This window comes from Thermogutta hypogea, from assembly GCF_055386265.1.
On the sequence record NZ_AP042425.1, the window covers coordinates 1,572,151 to 1,589,906 of the forward strand.

The following is a 17,756-nucleotide window of genomic DNA, read 5'->3' on the forward strand; positions in this document are numbered from 1 at the left end:
AAAACTTCTCGGCGGGTCGCGTCGGGTTCAGCCCGCGCAAGGTCGAAACGCCTTCAAATAATCGCGGATTTTCGCGACGAAATCAGCGTCATCCTAAGCGGAGTTGAGCGACGATATGCCTAGTGAGTTTATTTCCATCTTCAGTGCGACGGAATTGCAGGCGGTGGCGATGCTGTGGACGCAATGGGGTATTCCCGCAGCCGCGTTCATCACGGTGGTGTGTTCCGTCCTGTTGCTACGGCGGGCATGGCAAGCGCGAAACCAGGCGGCACGCGAAGGCGAGACCGAGCTGATGCCCGCGCTTGAGGACCCCGACACGGCCGACGACGGCGCCTTCGGGCCGCTGACACCTGCTTTGGCCGCCCAACTTCCGGAATCGGAAAAAGAATCGCGAGACTTTCGACTGTTGCTGCGGCAGGCGGGCATCTACCATCCCGCGGCACGCAATACCATTTACGCGTTGCGATTTCTTTTCCTGGTGACCCCGCTCATCATCGCCGGCATCTGCGTCAACTTGGCGGACGCGGAGTGGACTTGGCCCATTCTCGGAGTGGGTGTGCTGACGGCGGCAGTCCTTTCCGTCATACCGCGTTTGTATGTCTTCTTTCGACGGAAGAGCCGCACCCAGCAAATCCGGGCCGGGTTGGCGGACACGGTGGACATGCTCAGCATGTGCATCAGCGGCGGGCTGAACCTTAGCGAAAGCCTGGAACACGTCGCCGACCAGAATCGGGCCTATCCCGCCCTGGCCGAGGAGCTTCGCATCCTCAAGCGTCAAATGGAGGTCGGTAGTTTGACGCTGGCCCTCGCGGATCTCAATCGTCGCATTGATATCCCCGAGATTCGCCAGCTCAGCGCCCTGCTCAGCCGCGGGACGAAATTGGGAACGCGTTTGGCGGGCACTCTTAACGAGCAGGCGGATCAACTCCGCAAGTCACTGCGATTGGCGGCTACGGCCCGAGCCAATAAGACGCCGGTCAAGCTCGTATTCCCCATCATGTTCTGCCTGGCCCCCGCCGCGCTGATCGTCTTGACGGCTCCCGCCCTCCTCGAACTGCGAAACTTCTTCGTGCCGGCGACCCAACAGCCGGTAAACATTCGCGGCATCACCTTCGGCACGAACAACGTCATCGACGCCCTGAATGACCTCGATCAACGCGTCGACGTGGGATTGCCGACCGGCAGAGCGACTCCGGAACTGCCGTACTGATCGCTCACCGTTTCGGGCCAACCCGGGGCGACGGAATTCGGACACACCGTCCCCTTTGGCGGCCGGAGCGACGCAAGGGATTTGCGGCCTCGTGGCGACGCTACGAGGTCGCAAACAATTCCTTGAGATAGCGGCAATTGTCCTTGTAGCAATCGACGACGCTGCGATCCTTTTCCGTGGCGCCTTCGATGATCAGCCAATCGTAATAGCCGATTTCGCCGAGCACGTCACGAACCTTGACGAAATCGATAGGCCCCTTCCCCAAGAGATGGCCCGACTCTTTGAGGTGGATTTGGCAGATGCGATCCCGACCCAATTGCCTCAGTTCGGCGAAAATGTCATATCCCGAATAATGCATGTTGGCGACATCGTAATACACTTGCACGGCGGGTGAACCGACCCCCTCCAAGATTCGCAAGTGGTCGTCGGCATTCAAATAGCTCTCCACGCCCAGGATGACACCCGCCTGCTCGGCTTTCGGCGCGAGCGTCTTCAGCCGCCGGATGACTTCATCTTGCAGGTCGCGCCGCCCGCGGATATCTCCTTTGCCGAAAAATGCGACCAGGACGATCTTTTGCCCCATGGCGGTCATCACGTCGATGCATTGCGAGAGCCATTCGACCGCTACGTCCTCGACCGCGAAGGGAACGCTGTTGAAAATGCCCATCGCCAAGGAAGCTATTTCCACACCGGTTTCTTCGACGGCCTTGTGATAATCTCGCCGAACCTGTTCGTCTCGCAAGTCGAAATCACCGCCGGGCCGCCCGAAACTTGCCTGGATACCGTCCAGTCCGATTTCTTGCGCCACCTTGAAGGCTTCGATGTGCTGTTGTTTACCGATGGACCAGTCGCAAGCGCCGATCTTGTACTTGCGGTAACCGTCCTCCGCGAACAATTGCAATGTCGGCAACGCCAGAAACCCGACCCCGGCCGATAGAAAACCGCGTCTTTCGAGATTCATCGCTCAGTCTCCTGAATCTTGACCAACGTGCCACCCGGTCTCCCTCTTCCGCTCGCCCTGGAATGTGAACAGTCTATCATGCGAAGAGACGGAAGGAAATGCTTCGAAGCGGGGCGAGACCGGCCACGACCGCCGTGCCGTCGGGGGCTTTCACACCGGCATGGGCGAAGTATAATGTCGGAGCCGCGTTCCGGGGGGACGTCGGCGGTAATTCTTGGGGTGAGGGATTTCATGCACTGGGAGGGGTCGCTATGAGAGACAATGTGAATCGACGGTTGTTCTTGGGTACGGCCGCGGGAGCGGGACTTGGAACGGTCTTGGGTACGAATGCCGTACTCGCCGCGGCGGAAGCCGCCGAAAAGGTTAAGATTGTGGCTGTATCATGCAGCCCACGCAAAGGCAAGACGACCACGCAGGGGCTGCAAATCGTCCTGGACGCAGCAAAGCAGGTAGCTCCCGATCGAATTGATACAGTGTTGATCGAATTAGCGGGTCTCAGCCTCCCGCTGGAGCCGGCTTTCGGACAGCCTGTACCCGAAGGGGTTCGCGACGATTTCACCATGGTGGCCGAACAGTTGGCCGATCCCGCGCTGGGGGCGCTGATCGTGGGATCGCCTGTCCACTATGCCAACATGAGCACGTTGTGCAAAATCTTCATCGACCGTCTCGGCATGTTCCGTAAGGATTTCCGGTTGTCCGGCAAAGTTGCAGGAGCCTTGGCGGTGGGTGCGGCTCGCAGCGGCGGACAGGAACTGGTGTTGCGATGCATTCACAGTGCCCTGATTTGCCACGAAATGCTGTTGGTCGGGGACGGCAAGCCGACAGGACATTTTGGGGCTACCTTGTGGAATATCAGTAACGACGACATCTCCACCGACGAATTCGGAGTGAAGACCGCTGCCAATCTCGGGCGTCACGCAGCCGAGACGGCGTTGCGTCTGGCACGTTAGCCGTCCTGCCGCGGCGAGCGTCTTTCTCACTCGGACCAGGAGGCGGAGCGTCAAGCTTGCCGGTTGGAAGCTGTGTGCTTGCGCGTTTCGCGTGGTGTGATTGAATGTCGTAAGATTATTATCGCCAAAGTCGCCCGGCGACGCGGGTGGTGATAGCCGGGCGGCGAGCAGGGCTGTCTTGCCTTCGCCCGACGTTGAATCGTACGAAGGTGGGGAGCGTGCCCGTTGATAAGGCCGGCCGTCAATCGGTAACATCAGGGAAACATCGCCGGAAGCGTTGGCTGATCGACGGGACCGGGGATTCGAGACGCCGGTTTGCATTCGAACGTCGCCATGCCGGTCGGGCGGGTACGGAATGATTGATCTTCTGAGCGAATATCGGATGGATCCCACGACGTGGCTCTACGTGGCCTCGTTGATGACCATCGGTATCTATTTCCGATTCCATCGCCTTTTCAGCATCCGGAATCTCGACCTGATCGGCTTAATCGCCTTTGCGCCGGGACTGCTGTTGATCTTCCACGGGATTGAGGCGCAGGGATACCTCTGGCTCATCGCAGTCTCTCTCTTGTTCTTACCACGGCTCCTGATCGATCCGGTCTTCGCGCGGCGTCCCCTAACGGAGCCGAATCTGGCCTCGGGCGGAATGGCCTTCATGGCCGTGGCGCTGATGTTCTTCCTAACCGCCAACATCCTGACCGACCGCGCCGTGTCGGTCGGCGGGGTAACGATCGCCGGCCGTTCCGATGAGGTGGGCGCGATTTGGCGAGTCCCGACGATGCGGGGCCCGGGCTTCATGCCTTTTTACCGTGCCATTTCTCTGACGCGAGAAAGCCCCGTCCACACTCCACCGGTCAATGGGAGCGGCAGGGCAGGGGATGAGCGGCCGGCGCCGTCTTTGATTCTGCGGGCCGGGGTTAAAGCCGTGGCCATCGTGTGCCAATTCGCCGTCGTTCTCGGAATGCTGTTTTTCGGCCTGCGCCATTTCGACAATATCCAAACAGGCTTGGCCGCCGCGTCGCTGTACCTACTGTTGCCGTATACCAGTTTGATGACGGCCCGCCTCGATCACTTGGTCCCCGCAGCGTTCGTAGTTTGGGCCTTGGCTTCGTATCGCCGGCCGGTCATCGCGGGGATATTCCTCGGCGCGGCTGCCGGGATCGCCTTTTATCCGCTGTTCCTCGTTCCGCTCTGGATCGGCTTTTATTGGCGTCGGGGCGCGGTTCGATTTGCGGCCGGCGTCTTGACCGCCTTGATCGTCCTCGTGATCATTCTCGTCTGCCTGCATTCGGATATGCGACAATTGCAGCTCGACCTCGCCGCGATGTTCGGCAAGGGCCTGTTCCGGTCCGAGGGTGCCGACGGTTTTTGGGAGATCTATCCCCCGGTGCTCCGCATTCCCTTGATCGCGGCATTGGGGGTGCTGTCCGGCAGTTTGGCATTGTGGCCGGCGGAAAAGAACCTCGGTAATCTGCTCAGCGGTACCGCCGCCTTATTGCTGGTTGCGCAACTTTGCTTGATTCACCAAAGCGGCCTATATATGGCGTGGTACGCACCCGTTCTGATTCTGGTGGTGTTTCGCCCTTCGCTGGAGGATCGCACGGCCGTTCGTGCCGTACCGCCGCGTCCCTTCGCGGCATTGCCGCGGCTGCGCGAACCGTGAAGGCGGGCTATCGACGGGACCGACGCGGGTGGCGCGCCGTGCCGTGGTCCGCGATCCGGAGAGTTCCCGCAGCAATTGCCGTCAGCAAGTTTAGGAGGTTTGCCATGAGCCAACTCCCGTTCGATTTGCTTCCCGAGGTAGATCAGTTTCTCGCTGGTTCTCCGTTGAAATCGGTCATCGGCGGCGAGGAGCGCGCCTCGGCGAATGGTCAACGCTTCGTGACGCGAGACCCCGGCACGGGCGCGGTCTTGGCGGAAGTCTATCTCATGCAGCCGGAAGACGTTGACGCAGCGGTTCGGGCAGCGCAGACCGCCTTCGACCGACCGGGTTGGGCCGATCTGACGCCCCAAGCCCGCGGCGTCCTTCTGCACCGTTTGATCGACGCAGTCGAAAAGAAAAAGCAAGTTTTCGCGCAAATCGAGGCCTTGGATTGCGGCAAAGTCTTGCGGCAAGCCGAGGCCGACGTGCAGAACTTTATCGACACCATGCGGTACTACACCGAAATGGCCCAGCACGTGGAGCGCCGGGCGCCCTTGGCCGTACCGCACTATGATACTTACACTTACCGGGCCCCGTGGGGACCTTGCGCATTCATCTTCCCTTGGAATTTTCCCCTCTTGCTTGTGGGCTGGGGGATCGCGCCGGCCCTGGCGGCCGGTAACACCGTCCTCATCAAACCGGCCGAAGACACCCCGCTTTCGACGATCTACCTTGGCCGCCTAGCCGCGGAGATCGGCATTCCGCCGGGGGTGATCAATGTCTTGCCGGGTGACGGCGAAATCACCGGGGCCGCACTGGCCAAACACCCGGGCATTCGAAGGATGTCGTTTACCGGATCGCCCGAGGTCGGCCGCCTGGTCGCCGAAGCCTGCGGCCGAAACCTCGTGCCCGTCAAACTGGAATTGGGGGGGAAGGGCGGGGCCGTAGTGTTCGACGACGTGGACGTCGACGCGACGGCGCAGCAGCTCGTGCAGGCGGTCACTTTCCACAGCGGTCAAGTTTGCTGCACCGCCACGCGATGGATCGTGCATAAGGGTATCTACGACCGTTTCGTCGATGCCGCGGTAAAGCACCTTCAATCTCTCCGGATCGGACACGAATTGAAGCGCGGGGTCCAAATGGGGCCTGTCATCAGCGAAAAGCAGCGGCGGAGGGTACTGTCCTACATCGATCGCGGCCGTGAACAGGGCGCCGAGTTGGTTTACCAGGGAGTCCTGCCCGAGGCCGAAGGATCGCAGGGGGGGACCTACGTGGCCCCGGCGTTACTGGCGGGCGATTTAGAAAACGTGGCCGCCCGGGAAGAGATTTTCGGCCCGGTGGCGTATCTGACGCCGTTCGATGATGAAGAGGATGCCGTCCGCAAGGTCAACGCCACCGACTACGGCCTTGCGAACAGCGTGTGGAGCCGCGATCTCGACCGGGCGCATCGAGTCGCCGAGGCCATGGAGGCCGCCAATAGTTGGATCAATGCGCACAATCTTTTCCCCCACGGCGTTCCGTACGGCGGAATCAAGAAGAGCGGCATGGGTGGCGGCGTGCTTTCGGAACAGACGTTGTTCGATTACCTCCGCGCGACTTCCGTGGTTCGCCCACGGCAGTAAGCCCCAAAGCGGTTTTGCCATCGTTCCCTGCCGTTGTCGTCGCCGTGCTCCGGACGGGAGTCGCTTTCACGTAGCCCTTTGGTGCGCAGTTTCATTCTCCGGCAATTCCGGATCAGGCAACTGCCGATTCGGCAGGGTTGTGGGTGGCCAATGTCGGCCACCATAACGACAATGTTTTCCCAAGTTATTTCGCATCTTGGGTTTACGTCGTTTTCACCACGCCAGGCGTGTTGTTTTGGAACGCTAGTTGCTAGCATACGACAGGGTGGTTTCCGATTGAGAATTTCTGGTAATCCCTAGACTAGGCCTCCGTCGGTAGGGGTTTCCATGACGATTCACGACCGAAACACGATTCGCATCACCCGACGCCTACGAGAAGCCGCGGGCTACATCGAATTCGGCATGTTGGATCATGCCCTGAGAGCCTTGCCGACCGACGATTTAGGCGCTTGGGAGGGCCCCACGTTCTTTCTCCGCGGGCAAATCTTAACCGCTCTCGGCAACCTGTCGGAGGCCGCCAAATCGTTCCGGCACGCTGCGGAGGTGTCAAGCTATCCGCACGATCGCATCGCGTGGTTAGCCTTGAGCCACTGCTTGCGTCAAGCCGGCGACGTGGATGGCGCGGTGCACTATCTCGGCCGTGCGCGGGGGGCGTTTTCGCAGCATCTCTTCTTGACGCAAGAGCAAACTCCCACCGTACCCCATCAGACCGAAGGGCGACGCGAGATAGAAGGCAAGGCGTGATGACCTGAGCTTGGGCGGAGGTGCTTCGTGCGACCGTCTCTCAGCCGGCCGCACTTTGATGGCAATCATTTGGCCGGGCGATAAACCGCCACGCAGCGAGGCGTTTCGTAGAGAGCGGCCTCGACGATCGGAAGCCCTTGACCCGCCACGAATTCGAAAATTACCCGCGCGATGTTTTCCGCGGTGGGATTCGCATCCATCAGGAAAATTGGTTCGCCCATCCTTTGTAGCAGCGGGACCACAGGATCTTCCCGGCATAAGATCATTCGGTGGTCCAGGTGGTCGTCGATCCATTGCGAAACGACGCGCTTGATGTCGCCGAAATCGATCACCATGCCGCGATGATCCAAGTCTGCCACTTCGAACGTGACAATCAGCAGGCCGTTATGACCGTGCAAATTCTTGCACTTCCCCTCATAATTCAGTAGGCGGTGGCCGTAACAGAATTCAATCTCACGCGCGACTCGATACATGCATCACCTTTCCGGGGAATGTTTTTTCCATGAATTGGGTCGATGAAGCGAATCGATCTGCCGTTCCGTTCCCGGATATTGATCCGCGTAATAAACCGTGCGGTCGGGCAATCCTGCGTCACGAAAAGCTCTCCGGCGTTCCTCGCATTTGTTGCAGAATCCGCAATGCAATCCTCTCCGCGGCGCGATGCACGAAAACGTCTTGTCGAGGGGCAAGTCTCTCGCTTCTTGCATCCATGCCCGTTTGCTGAGTCCGGCGAGCGGACGTAAAATCCGAACTTTTCTCGTGCCGTACGCTGCCAGGCAACCCTCCAAGCAGTCAAAAAACTCTTTGGCTGCATCGCCGAAAGGGTTGGTATCCAAGACGCCGACGGCCATGCGTTCAAAGCCGTGCATTTGGCACCAAACGCCTGCCTTGGCCAGCATGAACAGGTTGCGACCGGGAAGGTAAACCGCTTCATCCGGCGAGGTGTTATCCGGGACATCTTTGCCCGTGACGCTCCAATGATCAGGACACAAGTCGCGTACGGTAAACTCCAAGACCACTGGAGGGGCGGCAATCGGCGCAAAACACGCGGACACTTCTTGTACTGCGGCGAACTCCTCAACCTCCCAATTCAAACCGCACCGAACGTAAATCGGTTGCAGCCAACCGGCGAGGCATTTTTCTCTCGCTCGGCGAGCCAATAGCCCGAGAACGATGGTGCTGTCCAATCCGCCGCTCATCAAAACGGCGATGGGAGAGTCGATGTCCCAACCCGCGGATTCTTCGATCATAAGCCCCAATCGTCCAGGGAAGGGATAAAGCCGGGATTCGTCGGCTTTTTGCTTTCTGCCGGGTGGCCGAAACCACCGCACGAAGACTGGTCAAACTTTCTGTATTCTTGAAGATCGCAACCAATTGGCAAGTCCCGCCTGCCGTCGAAACGTGATGGACCGAGCGTACCGTTGTCGGGTGTGGGAATCGATTCGGCGGCTTGGTCGGAAAAGGCTGCGGGAAAGCTTTCGCGGCGGCAGGCCGAAGCCGCCTCCATGCGTTCCCATTCCGTCCGGACAAGGTACAATTCGTACGGGGGAACGTGGTTCCTCCCAAGGGAAAGTCGCGCGATAAGGGTCGACCAACTCCGCCGCCGATTTCGGTGATCAGGCCCAACAATGTAAAGAAAGAGCGGAGCCGGCGGTTGCCGGAGTTGCGGGGAAGGAGCCTGCGAAGTGGCGGAATTAACGGAATCAGTAAGCCAATTGATCGAGGAGTTGACAAAATTGCCCGGTATCGGCCGGAAGTCGGCCGAACGCATCACATATCACTTGTTGCGGGTCAGTCGCGAAGAGGCGCTGGCCCTGTCGGAGGCCATACGCACGGTCAAAGAGAACGTCCGGCACTGCACGATTTGCTACAATCTAGCAGAGGATGAGGTTTGCTCGATTTGCCGCGACGCGACCCGCGATCGGTCGTTGCTTTGCGTTGTGGAGCAACCGCGGGACTTGATCGCGATCGAGCAAACGGGTCTCTATCGGGGTCTTTACCATGTATTACTGGGTCGGCTCTCCCCTTTAGAAGGAGTCACGCCCGATCAGCTCACGATCTCGGATCTGGTGCGGCGGGTGAAAGAGGGCGGGGTACGCGAGGTCATCATGGCGACAAACCCAACTGTGGAGGGGGATGGAACCTGTCTATATATTTCGAATCAGTTGGCGGATCTGGCGGTTACGATAACACGTTTGGCGAGAGGGATTACGCCCGGCAGCGTGATCGAGTTTGCGAACCCTGAGGTCCTGGCGGACGCTTTCGCGGGACGGCGACGATTGTGACACAAATGGGGACTAGCGAGGTCGATGACGGAACGCGGCGAGGAATCGCCGCATCGCAATTCGGGCGACGGAGCGGCGGTTTCCGGTTTCAACGACGGATTCCGTGTGGTAAATGAAAGAGGCCTTGCCGCTGTTTTGCCGGCGGGCAACGCGTGGCGGGCTCAATTGATTGCACGTTACAGGGAGATAAGTGCGTCATGCGGTTTTCCCTCGGTCAAGAGTTGAGGCAAGTTCAAAAACAGATACTTGCTCCCCGCATGATCCAGTCCATGGAGATACTACAGCTTCCTCTCCAGCGGCTGGAAGAACGCATTCAGCAAGAGATGGTGGAGAATCCTTTCCTTGAGTTGCGGACCGAAGCGCCTGATGCCGACGAAGAGTCGGATACGAATCTGCAAGAGGAACCTCGTGTCGAGGCTCGGTCCGATCTGGAAAAGGAATTGGTGATCGACGAGAGCAGTTCCGAAGAATTTGAACGTCTGGAGACGTTGACGGAGGAAAATCCGGAAGTCTTCGACGACGAAATGTCGCGGCCTTCCAGCAACCGGATGGAGGAACTCTCGGATCGCTACAACGACATGATGGCCAACGTGCCGTCGCACGAACCGACGCTGCAAGATCATCTGATCGAGCAATTGGCGGGCCTGGATATCTCCCCTGAAGTTCGGGCCATGGCCGAAATGCTGATCTACAGCTTGGACAGTGACGGTTACCTGAAGACCGATCTTCGCGACCTGCTGGGGCCGGACGCCGCGCAGGAGGACCTGAAAATCGCCGAGCAGGCCTTGGCCGTGGTGCAACAGATGGATCCGGCGGGCGTCGGGGCGCGGACGTTGAAAGAGTGTTTGTTGCTTCAGCTCGACGCCGATCGCCCCCATCACAAGGAATTGGCGACGTTGATTCGCGAGCACTTGGAGGATGTGGGCGAGAATCGTATCCCGCAAATCGCCAAAAAACGCGGTTGGTCGGTGGATTTTGTGGAGCAATTGATCGCCGAACTGCGGACGCTGAATCCTAAGCCCGGCGCCCAATTCGGCGGCTCCTCCGTGCCGAATGTGGTCCCCGATGTCTATGTGGAAGAGACCGAGGATGGGCGATTCGTCGTGCAATTGAAGGACGACCACCTCTCTCGCTTGGGAATCAACGAGGATTACCGCCGCCTCGTCGAGTCGCGTCGCTCGGCCAAACAGGACCGAGAGTTCTTCCGTCGAAAGTTGACGCACGCACAATGGTTGATCGAAGCCGTTCAGCAGCGTCGCAACACCCTGCGCAAGGTGGCTCAGGCGATTGTCGACCATCAGCAGCGGTTCTTGCGGGACGGGCCGGAATACATCGAACCCTTGAAGATGCAGCAGATCGCGGATGAGGTCGGCGTCCATGTCACCACCGTCAGCCGCGCCGTGGACGATAAATGGATCGAGACGCCGCGAGGCATTTTCCCCCTCAAGCGATTCTTCCGCAGCGGCACCGTCGCGCAAGACGGCCAGGAGATCGCTTGGGACAAAGTCCGCGCCATGTTGCAAGAAATCGTCGCGGCCGAAGACAAGCAGAATCCCTTGACCGACGAGGATCTGGTCGCCGAGCTTGCACGCCGCGGGGTCACCGTCAATCGCCGAACGATTACCAAATACCGCCAGGAGTTGGGCATTCCCAGCTCCCGCCAGAGGAAGGATTGGAGGCAGGCCGCCAAGTCGTGAATTTCCTCCCAGCCGAGGGCTTGGGCTTGGCGGTACCGAAAGCCGGCGGCCGGCCGATCGGAGGAATTCTCTTCCGATCGGTCCAACGCTTTGCTTTCGCATCGCCTTGCGAAGACGTAAAATAGGCGATCGGCAAACGGTCGGCCATCACTTGGGAGACGCCCTCCTTCCTGATCGCGGGGGGAACGGCCCGCCTCGGTGATCGCCGCCGGAAGGTTGAGGAAATCGGTGCGACTCAGCCGCAATGCGAGGCCGTGGGAGGATCTTTTGTGCCTTCGCTGTTCGTCATTCGAGGCAACGATCAAGGAAGTCGGTTCGAGCTGACCGCCCCGGCGGTGAGTATCGGCCGGGACTCCGGCAATCGCATCCAGTTGCACGATACCGAGGTCTCGCGTCGGCACGCCGAGATTCGTCGCGTCGATGATCGCTATCTCTTGGTGGACCTGAACAGTTCCAATGGGACGCTGGTCAACGGCAAGCCCGTTCGGGAGCACTTTCTGAACAGCGGCGACCAGGTCCAGCTGGGACGGACCCTGATGCTGTTCACTCGGCCGGCCGACGAAGCGCATGCCGTCGCCCCGTGGAACGTGGCTTTCACTTCCCAGGAGGAAGGCGACCGCTCGGAGATCATCAGCGCCGTCAAGCCGGAAGAGGGCAACCGGTTTTTCGCCGCATCCGAGCCGGGTTACGATTCTTGGCTGGCCCGGGCCAAACGCAATCTTGAAATCATGTACCACACGGCGCTGGCCATCAGCCACACCGTGGATATCGATCAACTCCTCCATCGCATCATGGATTTGATCTTCGAGTGGGTGGAGGCCGACCGTGGTTGCATTTTGTTGGTCGATCCGGACACCAACCAGCTCACTCCCAAGGTACGACGGAGCCGGCAAGGAGCGGCGGAACGCCTGGTGATCAGCAAGACGATCCTCGATTACGTGCGCGAACGAAACGAGGGGGTGTTGACCAGCGACGCGCGGCACGATCAGCGATGGGATTCCGGCGCGAGCATCGTGCAGGCGGGCATCCGCGAAGCCATTTGCGTCCCCATGAAGGGGCGTTACGACGTCGTCGGAGTGATCTACATCGATACATCCCTCTCGCCCCAAGACATCCTGGCCCGCGGCACGACCAACAAGTTCACGCAAGATCACCTGATGTTGATGGTCGCCATCGCCCATCAGGCGGCCCTGGCCGTGGAGGATACGCATTACTATTCGGCGATGGTGCAGGCGGAGCGTTTGGCCGCGATCGGACAGACCATCGCCATGCTTTCCCACCACGTGAAGAACATCCTTCAGGGTATTCGCGGGGGCAGCTATTTGATCGAAATGGGTTTGAACCGGCACGACGAGGAACTGATCCGTAAAGGCTGGACGATCGTCGAAAAGAATCAGAACAAGATCTCGGGTCTGGTGATGGATATGCTGACCTTCAGCAAGGAGCGGGAACCGGACTTGCAAGTGGGCGACATCGCTCAGGTCGTCCAGGATGTCGTGGAACTGATGCAGCAGCGCGCCGCGGAATTCGAGGTGCAGCTTTCTCTTGAATCCGACGCCCAGATACCCAAGCTGGTGTTCGACCCCGAGGGGATACATCGCGCCGTGCTGAATCTGGTTACGAACGCCATTGACGCCGTGGCCGAGAGGGCGGAAGATCGACGCGTTCGCGTGACGCTGACGTACGATCCCGAAGCCGCGCTGGTACGAATTCAAGTTGCGGACAACGGTAGCGGTATTCCGCCGGAACTGCGGGACAAGATATTCAACCCCTTCGTTTCTCAGAAAAAAGGGACCAAAGGGACGGGGTTGGGGTTGCCGGTCAGCCACAAGATCGTGCAGGAACACGGCGGCCGGATCACCGTCCAAAGTGAACCCGAGACCGGCACGACGTTCGTGATCGAGCTGCCGGCGGTTTTGCCTCAGGAGACGGAGGTCGGCTCGCCCGAGCAGGCCTCCGGCGATACCTCCGCCGCGCACCTACCCCAGTAGTCTTTTCCGACGGGGCAGGTACAATATCGCTTCTTGATGCGTTCGAACATGTCAATTCTTCCCAGACTCCGGGTAGGCGATCGTATTGATTTTAGAAGGAGACTGAACGATGGCGGATACCGTTTTCAAAAAGATCCAGGTTGTCGGTACGTCCCCCGTTTCTTTTGCCGACGCTGCCGCGAAGGCCGTAGCCAAGGTCGCGGAAACCGAAAAGAAGGCGTCTTGGTTCGAGGTCGTGGAACTTCGCGGCGCCATCGCCGACGGCAAGGTTTCTCAATACCAAGTCACGGTGAACATCGGCTGCAAGCTGGACTGAGGCGAGTCCCGCAGCGGAAGCCGGAAATTAAAATCGGTTTGCGCTGCCGGCCGGTGTGGTAACCGCGGAGTGCGTTGCCTGCCATGCCGCGAGTATCGGGCCCGTTGTTTGGGCCCTGAGGGATTGCGGCCGGGAACGGCCGTTTGCACCTGGGCGGGAGCGAAGAGGCGGCGTGCCTTGTTGCCGAAGTTCCTCAAGTCTCTTGACGCACGAAGGGGTTGTTGGCCTTCTCTCTCCCCACCGTCGTGACCGGTCCATGTCCCGGCAAGAGCAGCGTCTCGTCCGGGAGAGAATACAGTTTGGTGCGGATCCCCCGAGCGAGGACCTCAAAACTTCCGTCAGGGAAGTCGGTTCTACCCACGCTCCCGGAAAAGATTACGTCACCGACGAAAACTCTCCTGGGCTCTCCTGTTTCCACAACAAAGACGACATGTCCTGAAGAGTGCCCCGGGATTTCTAGGACTCGCAACGTCAGGCCCGCCACCTCGAGGGTTTCGCCGTCGGTGACCAGGACGTCGGCCGCCGGACTGACGATGGGAAACCCGAAATCGTAGGACAGGTTCAGCTTGGGATCCGTGAGCTTTTCTGCCTCGTTTATGCCGGTGATGATGGGACAATCGGGCCAATGAGACTTCACGGTGGCAATGCCGGCGATATGGTCCGCGTGGCCGTGTGTCGCAAGCACGGCCGCCGGCGTCAGGTGATTGGATTGCAAGCGTTCGACCAGAGTGGCGGCGTCGAATCCGGGATCCACTACCAGGCAATCATCGCGGCCCGCCAAGGAAGCCACGTAGGCGTTTTGTCCAAATAGCTCCGAAACAACCGTCCAAATCCGCACTTGCTGGCCGTCCACTCTCGGGCTCCCTTTGATGAAATCAAGAACATGGGGTATTTAGCCGGTTTTCGTGATCTACAAAATACTTAACCCTTAGCGAATAACCACCGCTTGAATCGGACATTTTAACGGCTTGGGCAATTCCTTGCGATAAGGATGGAAGGGCGAAACGCGGGTCGGCGCAACCGAGATTTTAAGAGACGTCGTTTGGATGGCGCCGGTCTGCCGCTTCGGTAGCACGGGAAGACGAATGCCCTGCCATTCTTACCGCAGGCGTCGTGCGCAGAATAACCGACGGGAATCGTTCCCGGGATCCCTCGTCGTTCGTGGGTCGTCTTGTCCGATAGAGTGGGAAGAGAAGCCTAGATGACTTTGATGGGAGTGGAGTCCATGACCCGGCTTTGTTTGGGCCGTTCGGCCCTGATTTCGGCGGTCCTCGCCTGGGGGGCTTTTGCGATCGTGGCTACGGCACAAGAGGCCGGCAGCCGGACTGCGACCGGAAACCCCGGCGATCTGCGGATTGCCGATCGTGTTCCCGCCGACAATTCAATCGTCGAGCACCCTCTCATGCCGGCGATTCGGTGGGCGTATACCGGCATTCAAGATATCGAAAAGATTCAAGACTATTCGGCCGTGATGGTAAAGCGGGAAAGGATCGGTGATCGCCTGAACGATCCGGAATACATGTTCATCAAAGTCCGTCACAAGCCGATGAGCGTGTACATGTATTTCCTGGAACCGGCCGCTTTGAAAGGGCAGGAAGTGATTTGGGTGGAAGGCCAAAACGACGGCAAGATGTGGGCACACCCCGGCGGAATCCGGAACAAACTGATCGGAACGGTTTCGCTTGACCCTACCGGCCCCATCGCCATGCAGGGAAACCGTTACCCGGTCACGGAAATCGGCGTCCTGAATCTAGTCCGGCGCTTAATCGAGGTCGGCGAGCAAGATTCGAAGTACGGCGAGTGCGAGGTGAAGTTTTTCGAGGGAGCCAAAATCAACGACCGTGTATGCACTTGCATCCAGGTGGTGCATCCCGTGCCGCGACGCAACTTTCGCTTCCATTTGGCACGTATCTACGTGGATAAGGAACTGAACATCCCCATCCGATACGAGTCGTACGATTGGCCGCGGGAACCAGGCGGAAAGCCGGAGTTGATCGAGGAATACACCTATCTCAACGTGAAGATCAACAACGGCTTTACGGATGAGGACTTCGATATCCGTAATCCCAAGTACAGTTTCCGCTCGAGAGAAGCCTCCGAAAAATAGCGAGCTTGAGCGGCAAACTCCCGGCGATGATCTTCCGGCGGCCCGGTGCGTGAGCATCGGGCCGTCTTCGCTATTCGACATCGGCTTCCTTCCATCGGCGGAAGAGTTCTTGTAAATATCGCTTGGCGGCGCCGTAAATGCCGGGCCGGCTGCTCTCGCGCGGTCCGGCCACGTTCAGGATCCGGATGCCGTGCTCTTGCCCCCATCGCACGAGCGTGGACAGGTCGGGCGGATTGGCGATATCCACAACGATGAACGGCTTGCCATGGCGCAGGGCCAACTTGACGGCCAGTTCCGTACCGCCCTGAAGCGGCCCATCCGATATAACAAGGGTGCCGTCCGAGTCCAGAACGTTCTTCTCGGTGCGAATTGCGTAGTCAGCACTATCCGTCTCTTGCAGTGGCAGGTCGGGGGGAATTACCCCGTCTTCCGCCAGACGACCTTTGGGACACCAGCCGCCGATGGGAAGGCCGGCCTCCCTGGCAGCGTGCAGGGCTGCGCGGTCGACCCCAGTCTGCCCTCCGGACACGATCCTCACTTTCGCACTCGACGCAAGTCTCCAACGCGGCGTCTCGGAAGGCGACCGGTCGCTCGTTGCCATCACAGTCTCGGGCCGGCGATTGTGGTGATTCTCTTACCGAAAAACACGCGGCGAGGGGGCGGTCGCGGCGGATTCGGCTTGCGGCAGGATCAACGTGATACCGGGCTGGAATCCCTCCATCTGCTTTCCAAGGCGCGCACGATTCAGCTCGTAGATTTCCACCCAGCGCGAAGCCTTGCCCAACTGTCCCCGCGCGATGTCGAATAGGCTCTCCCCCTCTTGCACAGTGTAAGTCTTGCCGCTCACCGCGGTATTACCCGAGGCGTTGCCCGCGGCTAGCGGCGGGACCTGAGGAGCCGGGGTGCCGCCCCAGCTAGGGCTACCAATGGGTTGAGCCGGCTCGGCAACCGCCAAGCGAGAGGCCGCATTCGAAGGCGATTCGCCGCCGTCGGCAAGGGAAAGGGCCGTGGGAGCGCCGCCTTGGCCGTAGGGTTGAAACGGCGTAGCGATGTCCGCGTCTTCAAGCGGGGTCAGCCTCTCACCGGTCGATCGATCGGCAAGCAAGGAATTGGCGATCGCACGGGAGGTGTCGTCAATCGGCGTATTTGCGGCCATGGGCCCCTCCTGCGGCAAACCGGCGTCATTGCGAGTAATCGGCATCCCCCCAGCGAAGAAGTCGGGGGCCGCAGGGGCGGAGTGGACAGGAGCTGCCGGAGGGGCGTCGGATACTGCCGAGGGCAACCCCGCCTCGGTCTCCCCGGAGGGTGCGGCAGCCGCGTTCCATGGACCGAAAGGAATCTCACTCGGCGGCGAGTTGGACGCCTGGACGGAGGGTTCTCGGCCCATTGCATCTCCCATCCCGCGGGCGTCGGAAAAACCGCCCAGATTCGCGTCGGAAACGCCCTCGGCGACCGGATCGAACTCCGGCGATCGCATGCCGAGAGTCGAACGCTCACCGCTGCCGATATTGCTTGGCGACTCCGGCAGCATGCTCTGCCCGATCCCCACCTCCGCCCACGGTGAATTCGCATTCGCGGCAGTCGGCGGGGACGGCGTCGCGGTGGGCCACGCAGGGGCAGTCACCGCAAGCGAAGCCCCGGCCGCCTGATTGGAGTAGTCCACATTCCACGGGGAGCTTTGGGGCGGCGAGGCCGTCGAGGCCGTTAGGGATGGTTCCGCGGACGCTGTGATAGACAACGAGGGACTGGCAGGATCGCTGGATTGCTCGGCCGGTTCACCCGCGTTCTCAGCCAAGCTTGTCGGCTTCTCTCCCGGCGAAAGGCTCCCGTCGCTCGCCTTCATCTGCCAGATCCGATAGATCAAGACTCCGACCAGAACGATCAAGAGGAACCCCAGAGTCCCCAGGCCGATCTTGATTTCGGTGGACATTCGACGGGGCGATCCTGCGGCCTCCATATCCTGTGCGAGTTCAGGCGAATCGGAGGCATTCCCCTCGCTCATCGCGTTTTTGGCGGAAGCGATATCGCCCGAGGACTGAGAATGGTGCTTGGACATGGTTCCGCATCCTTGCGGATCAGGTTGATCGGATTGGGCAAGGGCTAGACAGTCAAAGCGCGCCGCAAATCGGCTCGCCGTACCTTGGCGTCGGTCCGAAGTATCTCCGACGGTTCTTTTACCTAAATCGCCCGTTTGAATCAAGAGATGCCGATGCGCGATCGGAGATGCGGCT

General features: G+C 59.8%; 17 protein-coding genes. 10 read left to right on the forward strand and 7 right to left on the reverse strand.

Features of this window, described 5'->3' with window-relative positions:
- Positions 1-115 precede the first annotated feature (115 nt).
- The gene (locus ACZ5B4_RS05680) at positions 116-1,210 is read left to right on the forward strand and encodes a type II secretion system F family protein (protein WP_464913462.1); all 1,095 of its coding nucleotides are present in this window, start codon (positions 116-118) and stop codon (positions 1,208-1,210) included.
- Positions 1,211-1,310: 100 nt separating this feature from the next.
- On the opposite strand, the gene ACZ5B4_RS05685 is transcribed toward ACZ5B4_RS05680, so the two are convergent.
- Positions 1,311-2,171 (reverse strand): sugar phosphate isomerase/epimerase family protein, encoded by an 861-nt coding sequence (locus ACZ5B4_RS05685; RefSeq protein ID WP_464913463.1) that lies wholly within the window; start codon positions 2,169-2,171, stop codon positions 1,311-1,313.
- A 251-nt stretch (positions 2,172-2,422) separates the two neighbouring features.
- Here ACZ5B4_RS05685 and ACZ5B4_RS05690 point away from each other — a divergent pair, with 251 nt between their 5' ends.
- The 4 genes from ACZ5B4_RS05690 (at position 2,423) to ACZ5B4_RS05705 (ending at position 7,129) form a co-directional block, all read left to right on the forward strand.
- On the forward strand, positions 2,423-3,121 hold the full coding sequence (locus ACZ5B4_RS05690; RefSeq protein WP_464913464.1) for a flavodoxin family protein: 699 nt from the start codon (positions 2,423-2,425) through the stop codon (positions 3,119-3,121).
- 355 nt (positions 3,122-3,476) lie between these two features.
- The gene (locus tag ACZ5B4_RS05695; RefSeq protein ID WP_464913465.1) at positions 3,477-4,784 is read left to right on the forward strand and encodes a hypothetical protein; all 1,308 of its coding nucleotides are present in this window, start codon (positions 3,477-3,479) and stop codon (positions 4,782-4,784) included.
- A 104-nt stretch (positions 4,785-4,888) separates the two neighbouring features.
- Positions 4,889-6,385, forward strand: coding sequence for an aldehyde dehydrogenase family protein (locus tag ACZ5B4_RS05700; RefSeq protein WP_464913466.1), 1,497 nt, complete (start codon positions 4,889-4,891; stop codon positions 6,383-6,385).
- A gap of 327 nt (positions 6,386-6,712) precedes the next feature.
- Complete coding sequence (locus tag ACZ5B4_RS05705) at positions 6,713-7,129, forward strand: tetratricopeptide repeat protein (RefSeq protein WP_464913467.1); 417 nt, start codon at positions 6,713-6,715, stop codon at positions 7,127-7,129.
- Between the two features lie 65 nt (positions 7,130-7,194).
- Here the strand turns inward: ACZ5B4_RS05705 and ACZ5B4_RS05710 are convergent, their stop codons facing one another.
- The 3 genes from ACZ5B4_RS05710 to ACZ5B4_RS05720 are packed head-to-tail and all read right to left on the reverse strand — an operon-like array spanning position 7,195 to position 8,636.
- Complete coding sequence (locus ACZ5B4_RS05710) at positions 7,195-7,602, reverse strand: 6-pyruvoyl trahydropterin synthase family protein (protein ID WP_464913468.1); 408 nt, start codon at positions 7,600-7,602, stop codon at positions 7,195-7,197.
- A gap of 3 nt (positions 7,603-7,605) precedes the next feature.
- Entirely contained in the window at positions 7,606-8,379 is a 774-nt protein-coding gene (locus ACZ5B4_RS05715; protein WP_464913469.1) for a 7-cyano-7-deazaguanine synthase, read from the reverse strand.
- Positions 8,376-8,636 carry a hypothetical protein gene (locus ACZ5B4_RS05720; RefSeq protein WP_464913470.1) on the reverse strand — a complete coding sequence of 87 codons (261 nt, stop codon included), beginning with the start codon at positions 8,634-8,636 and terminating at the stop codon, positions 8,376-8,378. The genes ACZ5B4_RS05715 and ACZ5B4_RS05720 overlap by 4 nt, the downstream gene beginning before the upstream one ends.
- 178 nt (positions 8,637-8,814) lie before the next feature.
- Between ACZ5B4_RS05720 and recR the strand changes: the two genes are divergently transcribed.
- The 4 genes from recR to ACZ5B4_RS05740 all read left to right on the forward strand — a co-directional run bounded on the left by recR (position 8,815) and on the right by ACZ5B4_RS05740 (position 13,418).
- A complete protein-coding gene (gene recR, locus ACZ5B4_RS05725; RefSeq protein WP_464913471.1) occupies positions 8,815-9,414 on the forward strand; it encodes a recombination mediator RecR in 600 nt (199 codons plus the stop codon).
- Positions 9,415-9,611: 197 nt separating this feature from the next.
- Complete coding sequence (gene rpoN, locus ACZ5B4_RS05730; RefSeq protein ID WP_464913472.1) at positions 9,612-11,111, forward strand: RNA polymerase factor sigma-54; 1,500 nt, start codon at positions 9,612-9,614, stop codon at positions 11,109-11,111.
- Between the two features lie 269 nt (positions 11,112-11,380).
- Complete coding sequence (locus ACZ5B4_RS05735) at positions 11,381-13,102, forward strand: sensor histidine kinase (RefSeq protein WP_464913473.1); 1,722 nt, start codon at positions 11,381-11,383, stop codon at positions 13,100-13,102.
- A gap of 109 nt (positions 13,103-13,211) precedes the next feature.
- Positions 13,212-13,418: a dodecin gene (locus ACZ5B4_RS05740; protein WP_464913474.1), complete on the forward strand. Its 207-nt coding sequence runs from the start codon at positions 13,212-13,214 to the stop codon at positions 13,416-13,418.
- Positions 13,419-13,611: 193 nt separating this feature from the next.
- Here ACZ5B4_RS05740 and ACZ5B4_RS05745 read toward each other — a convergent pair whose 3' ends face one another.
- A complete protein-coding gene (locus ACZ5B4_RS05745; RefSeq protein WP_464913475.1) occupies positions 13,612-14,271 on the reverse strand; it encodes an MBL fold metallo-hydrolase in 660 nt (219 codons plus the stop codon).
- A 348-nt stretch (positions 14,272-14,619) separates the two neighbouring features.
- Here ACZ5B4_RS05745 and ACZ5B4_RS05750 point away from each other — a divergent pair, with 348 nt between their 5' ends.
- Positions 14,620-15,525: a DUF1571 domain-containing protein gene (locus ACZ5B4_RS05750; protein WP_464913476.1), complete on the forward strand. Its 906-nt coding sequence runs from the start codon at positions 14,620-14,622 to the stop codon at positions 15,523-15,525.
- Between the two features lie 70 nt (positions 15,526-15,595).
- On the opposite strand, the gene ACZ5B4_RS05755 is transcribed toward ACZ5B4_RS05750, so the two are convergent.
- Both ACZ5B4_RS05755 and ACZ5B4_RS05760 read right to left on the reverse strand, forming a co-directional pair.
- The gene (locus ACZ5B4_RS05755; RefSeq protein WP_464913477.1) at positions 15,596-16,054 is read right to left on the reverse strand and encodes a putative molybdenum carrier protein; all 459 of its coding nucleotides are present in this window, start codon (positions 16,052-16,054) and stop codon (positions 15,596-15,598) included.
- Between the two features lie 105 nt (positions 16,055-16,159).
- Positions 16,160-17,581 carry a LysM peptidoglycan-binding domain-containing protein gene (locus ACZ5B4_RS05760; RefSeq protein ID WP_464913478.1) on the reverse strand — a complete coding sequence of 474 codons (1,422 nt, stop codon included), beginning with the start codon at positions 17,579-17,581 and terminating at the stop codon, positions 16,160-16,162.
- Between the last annotated feature and the right edge of the window lie 175 nt (positions 17,582-17,756).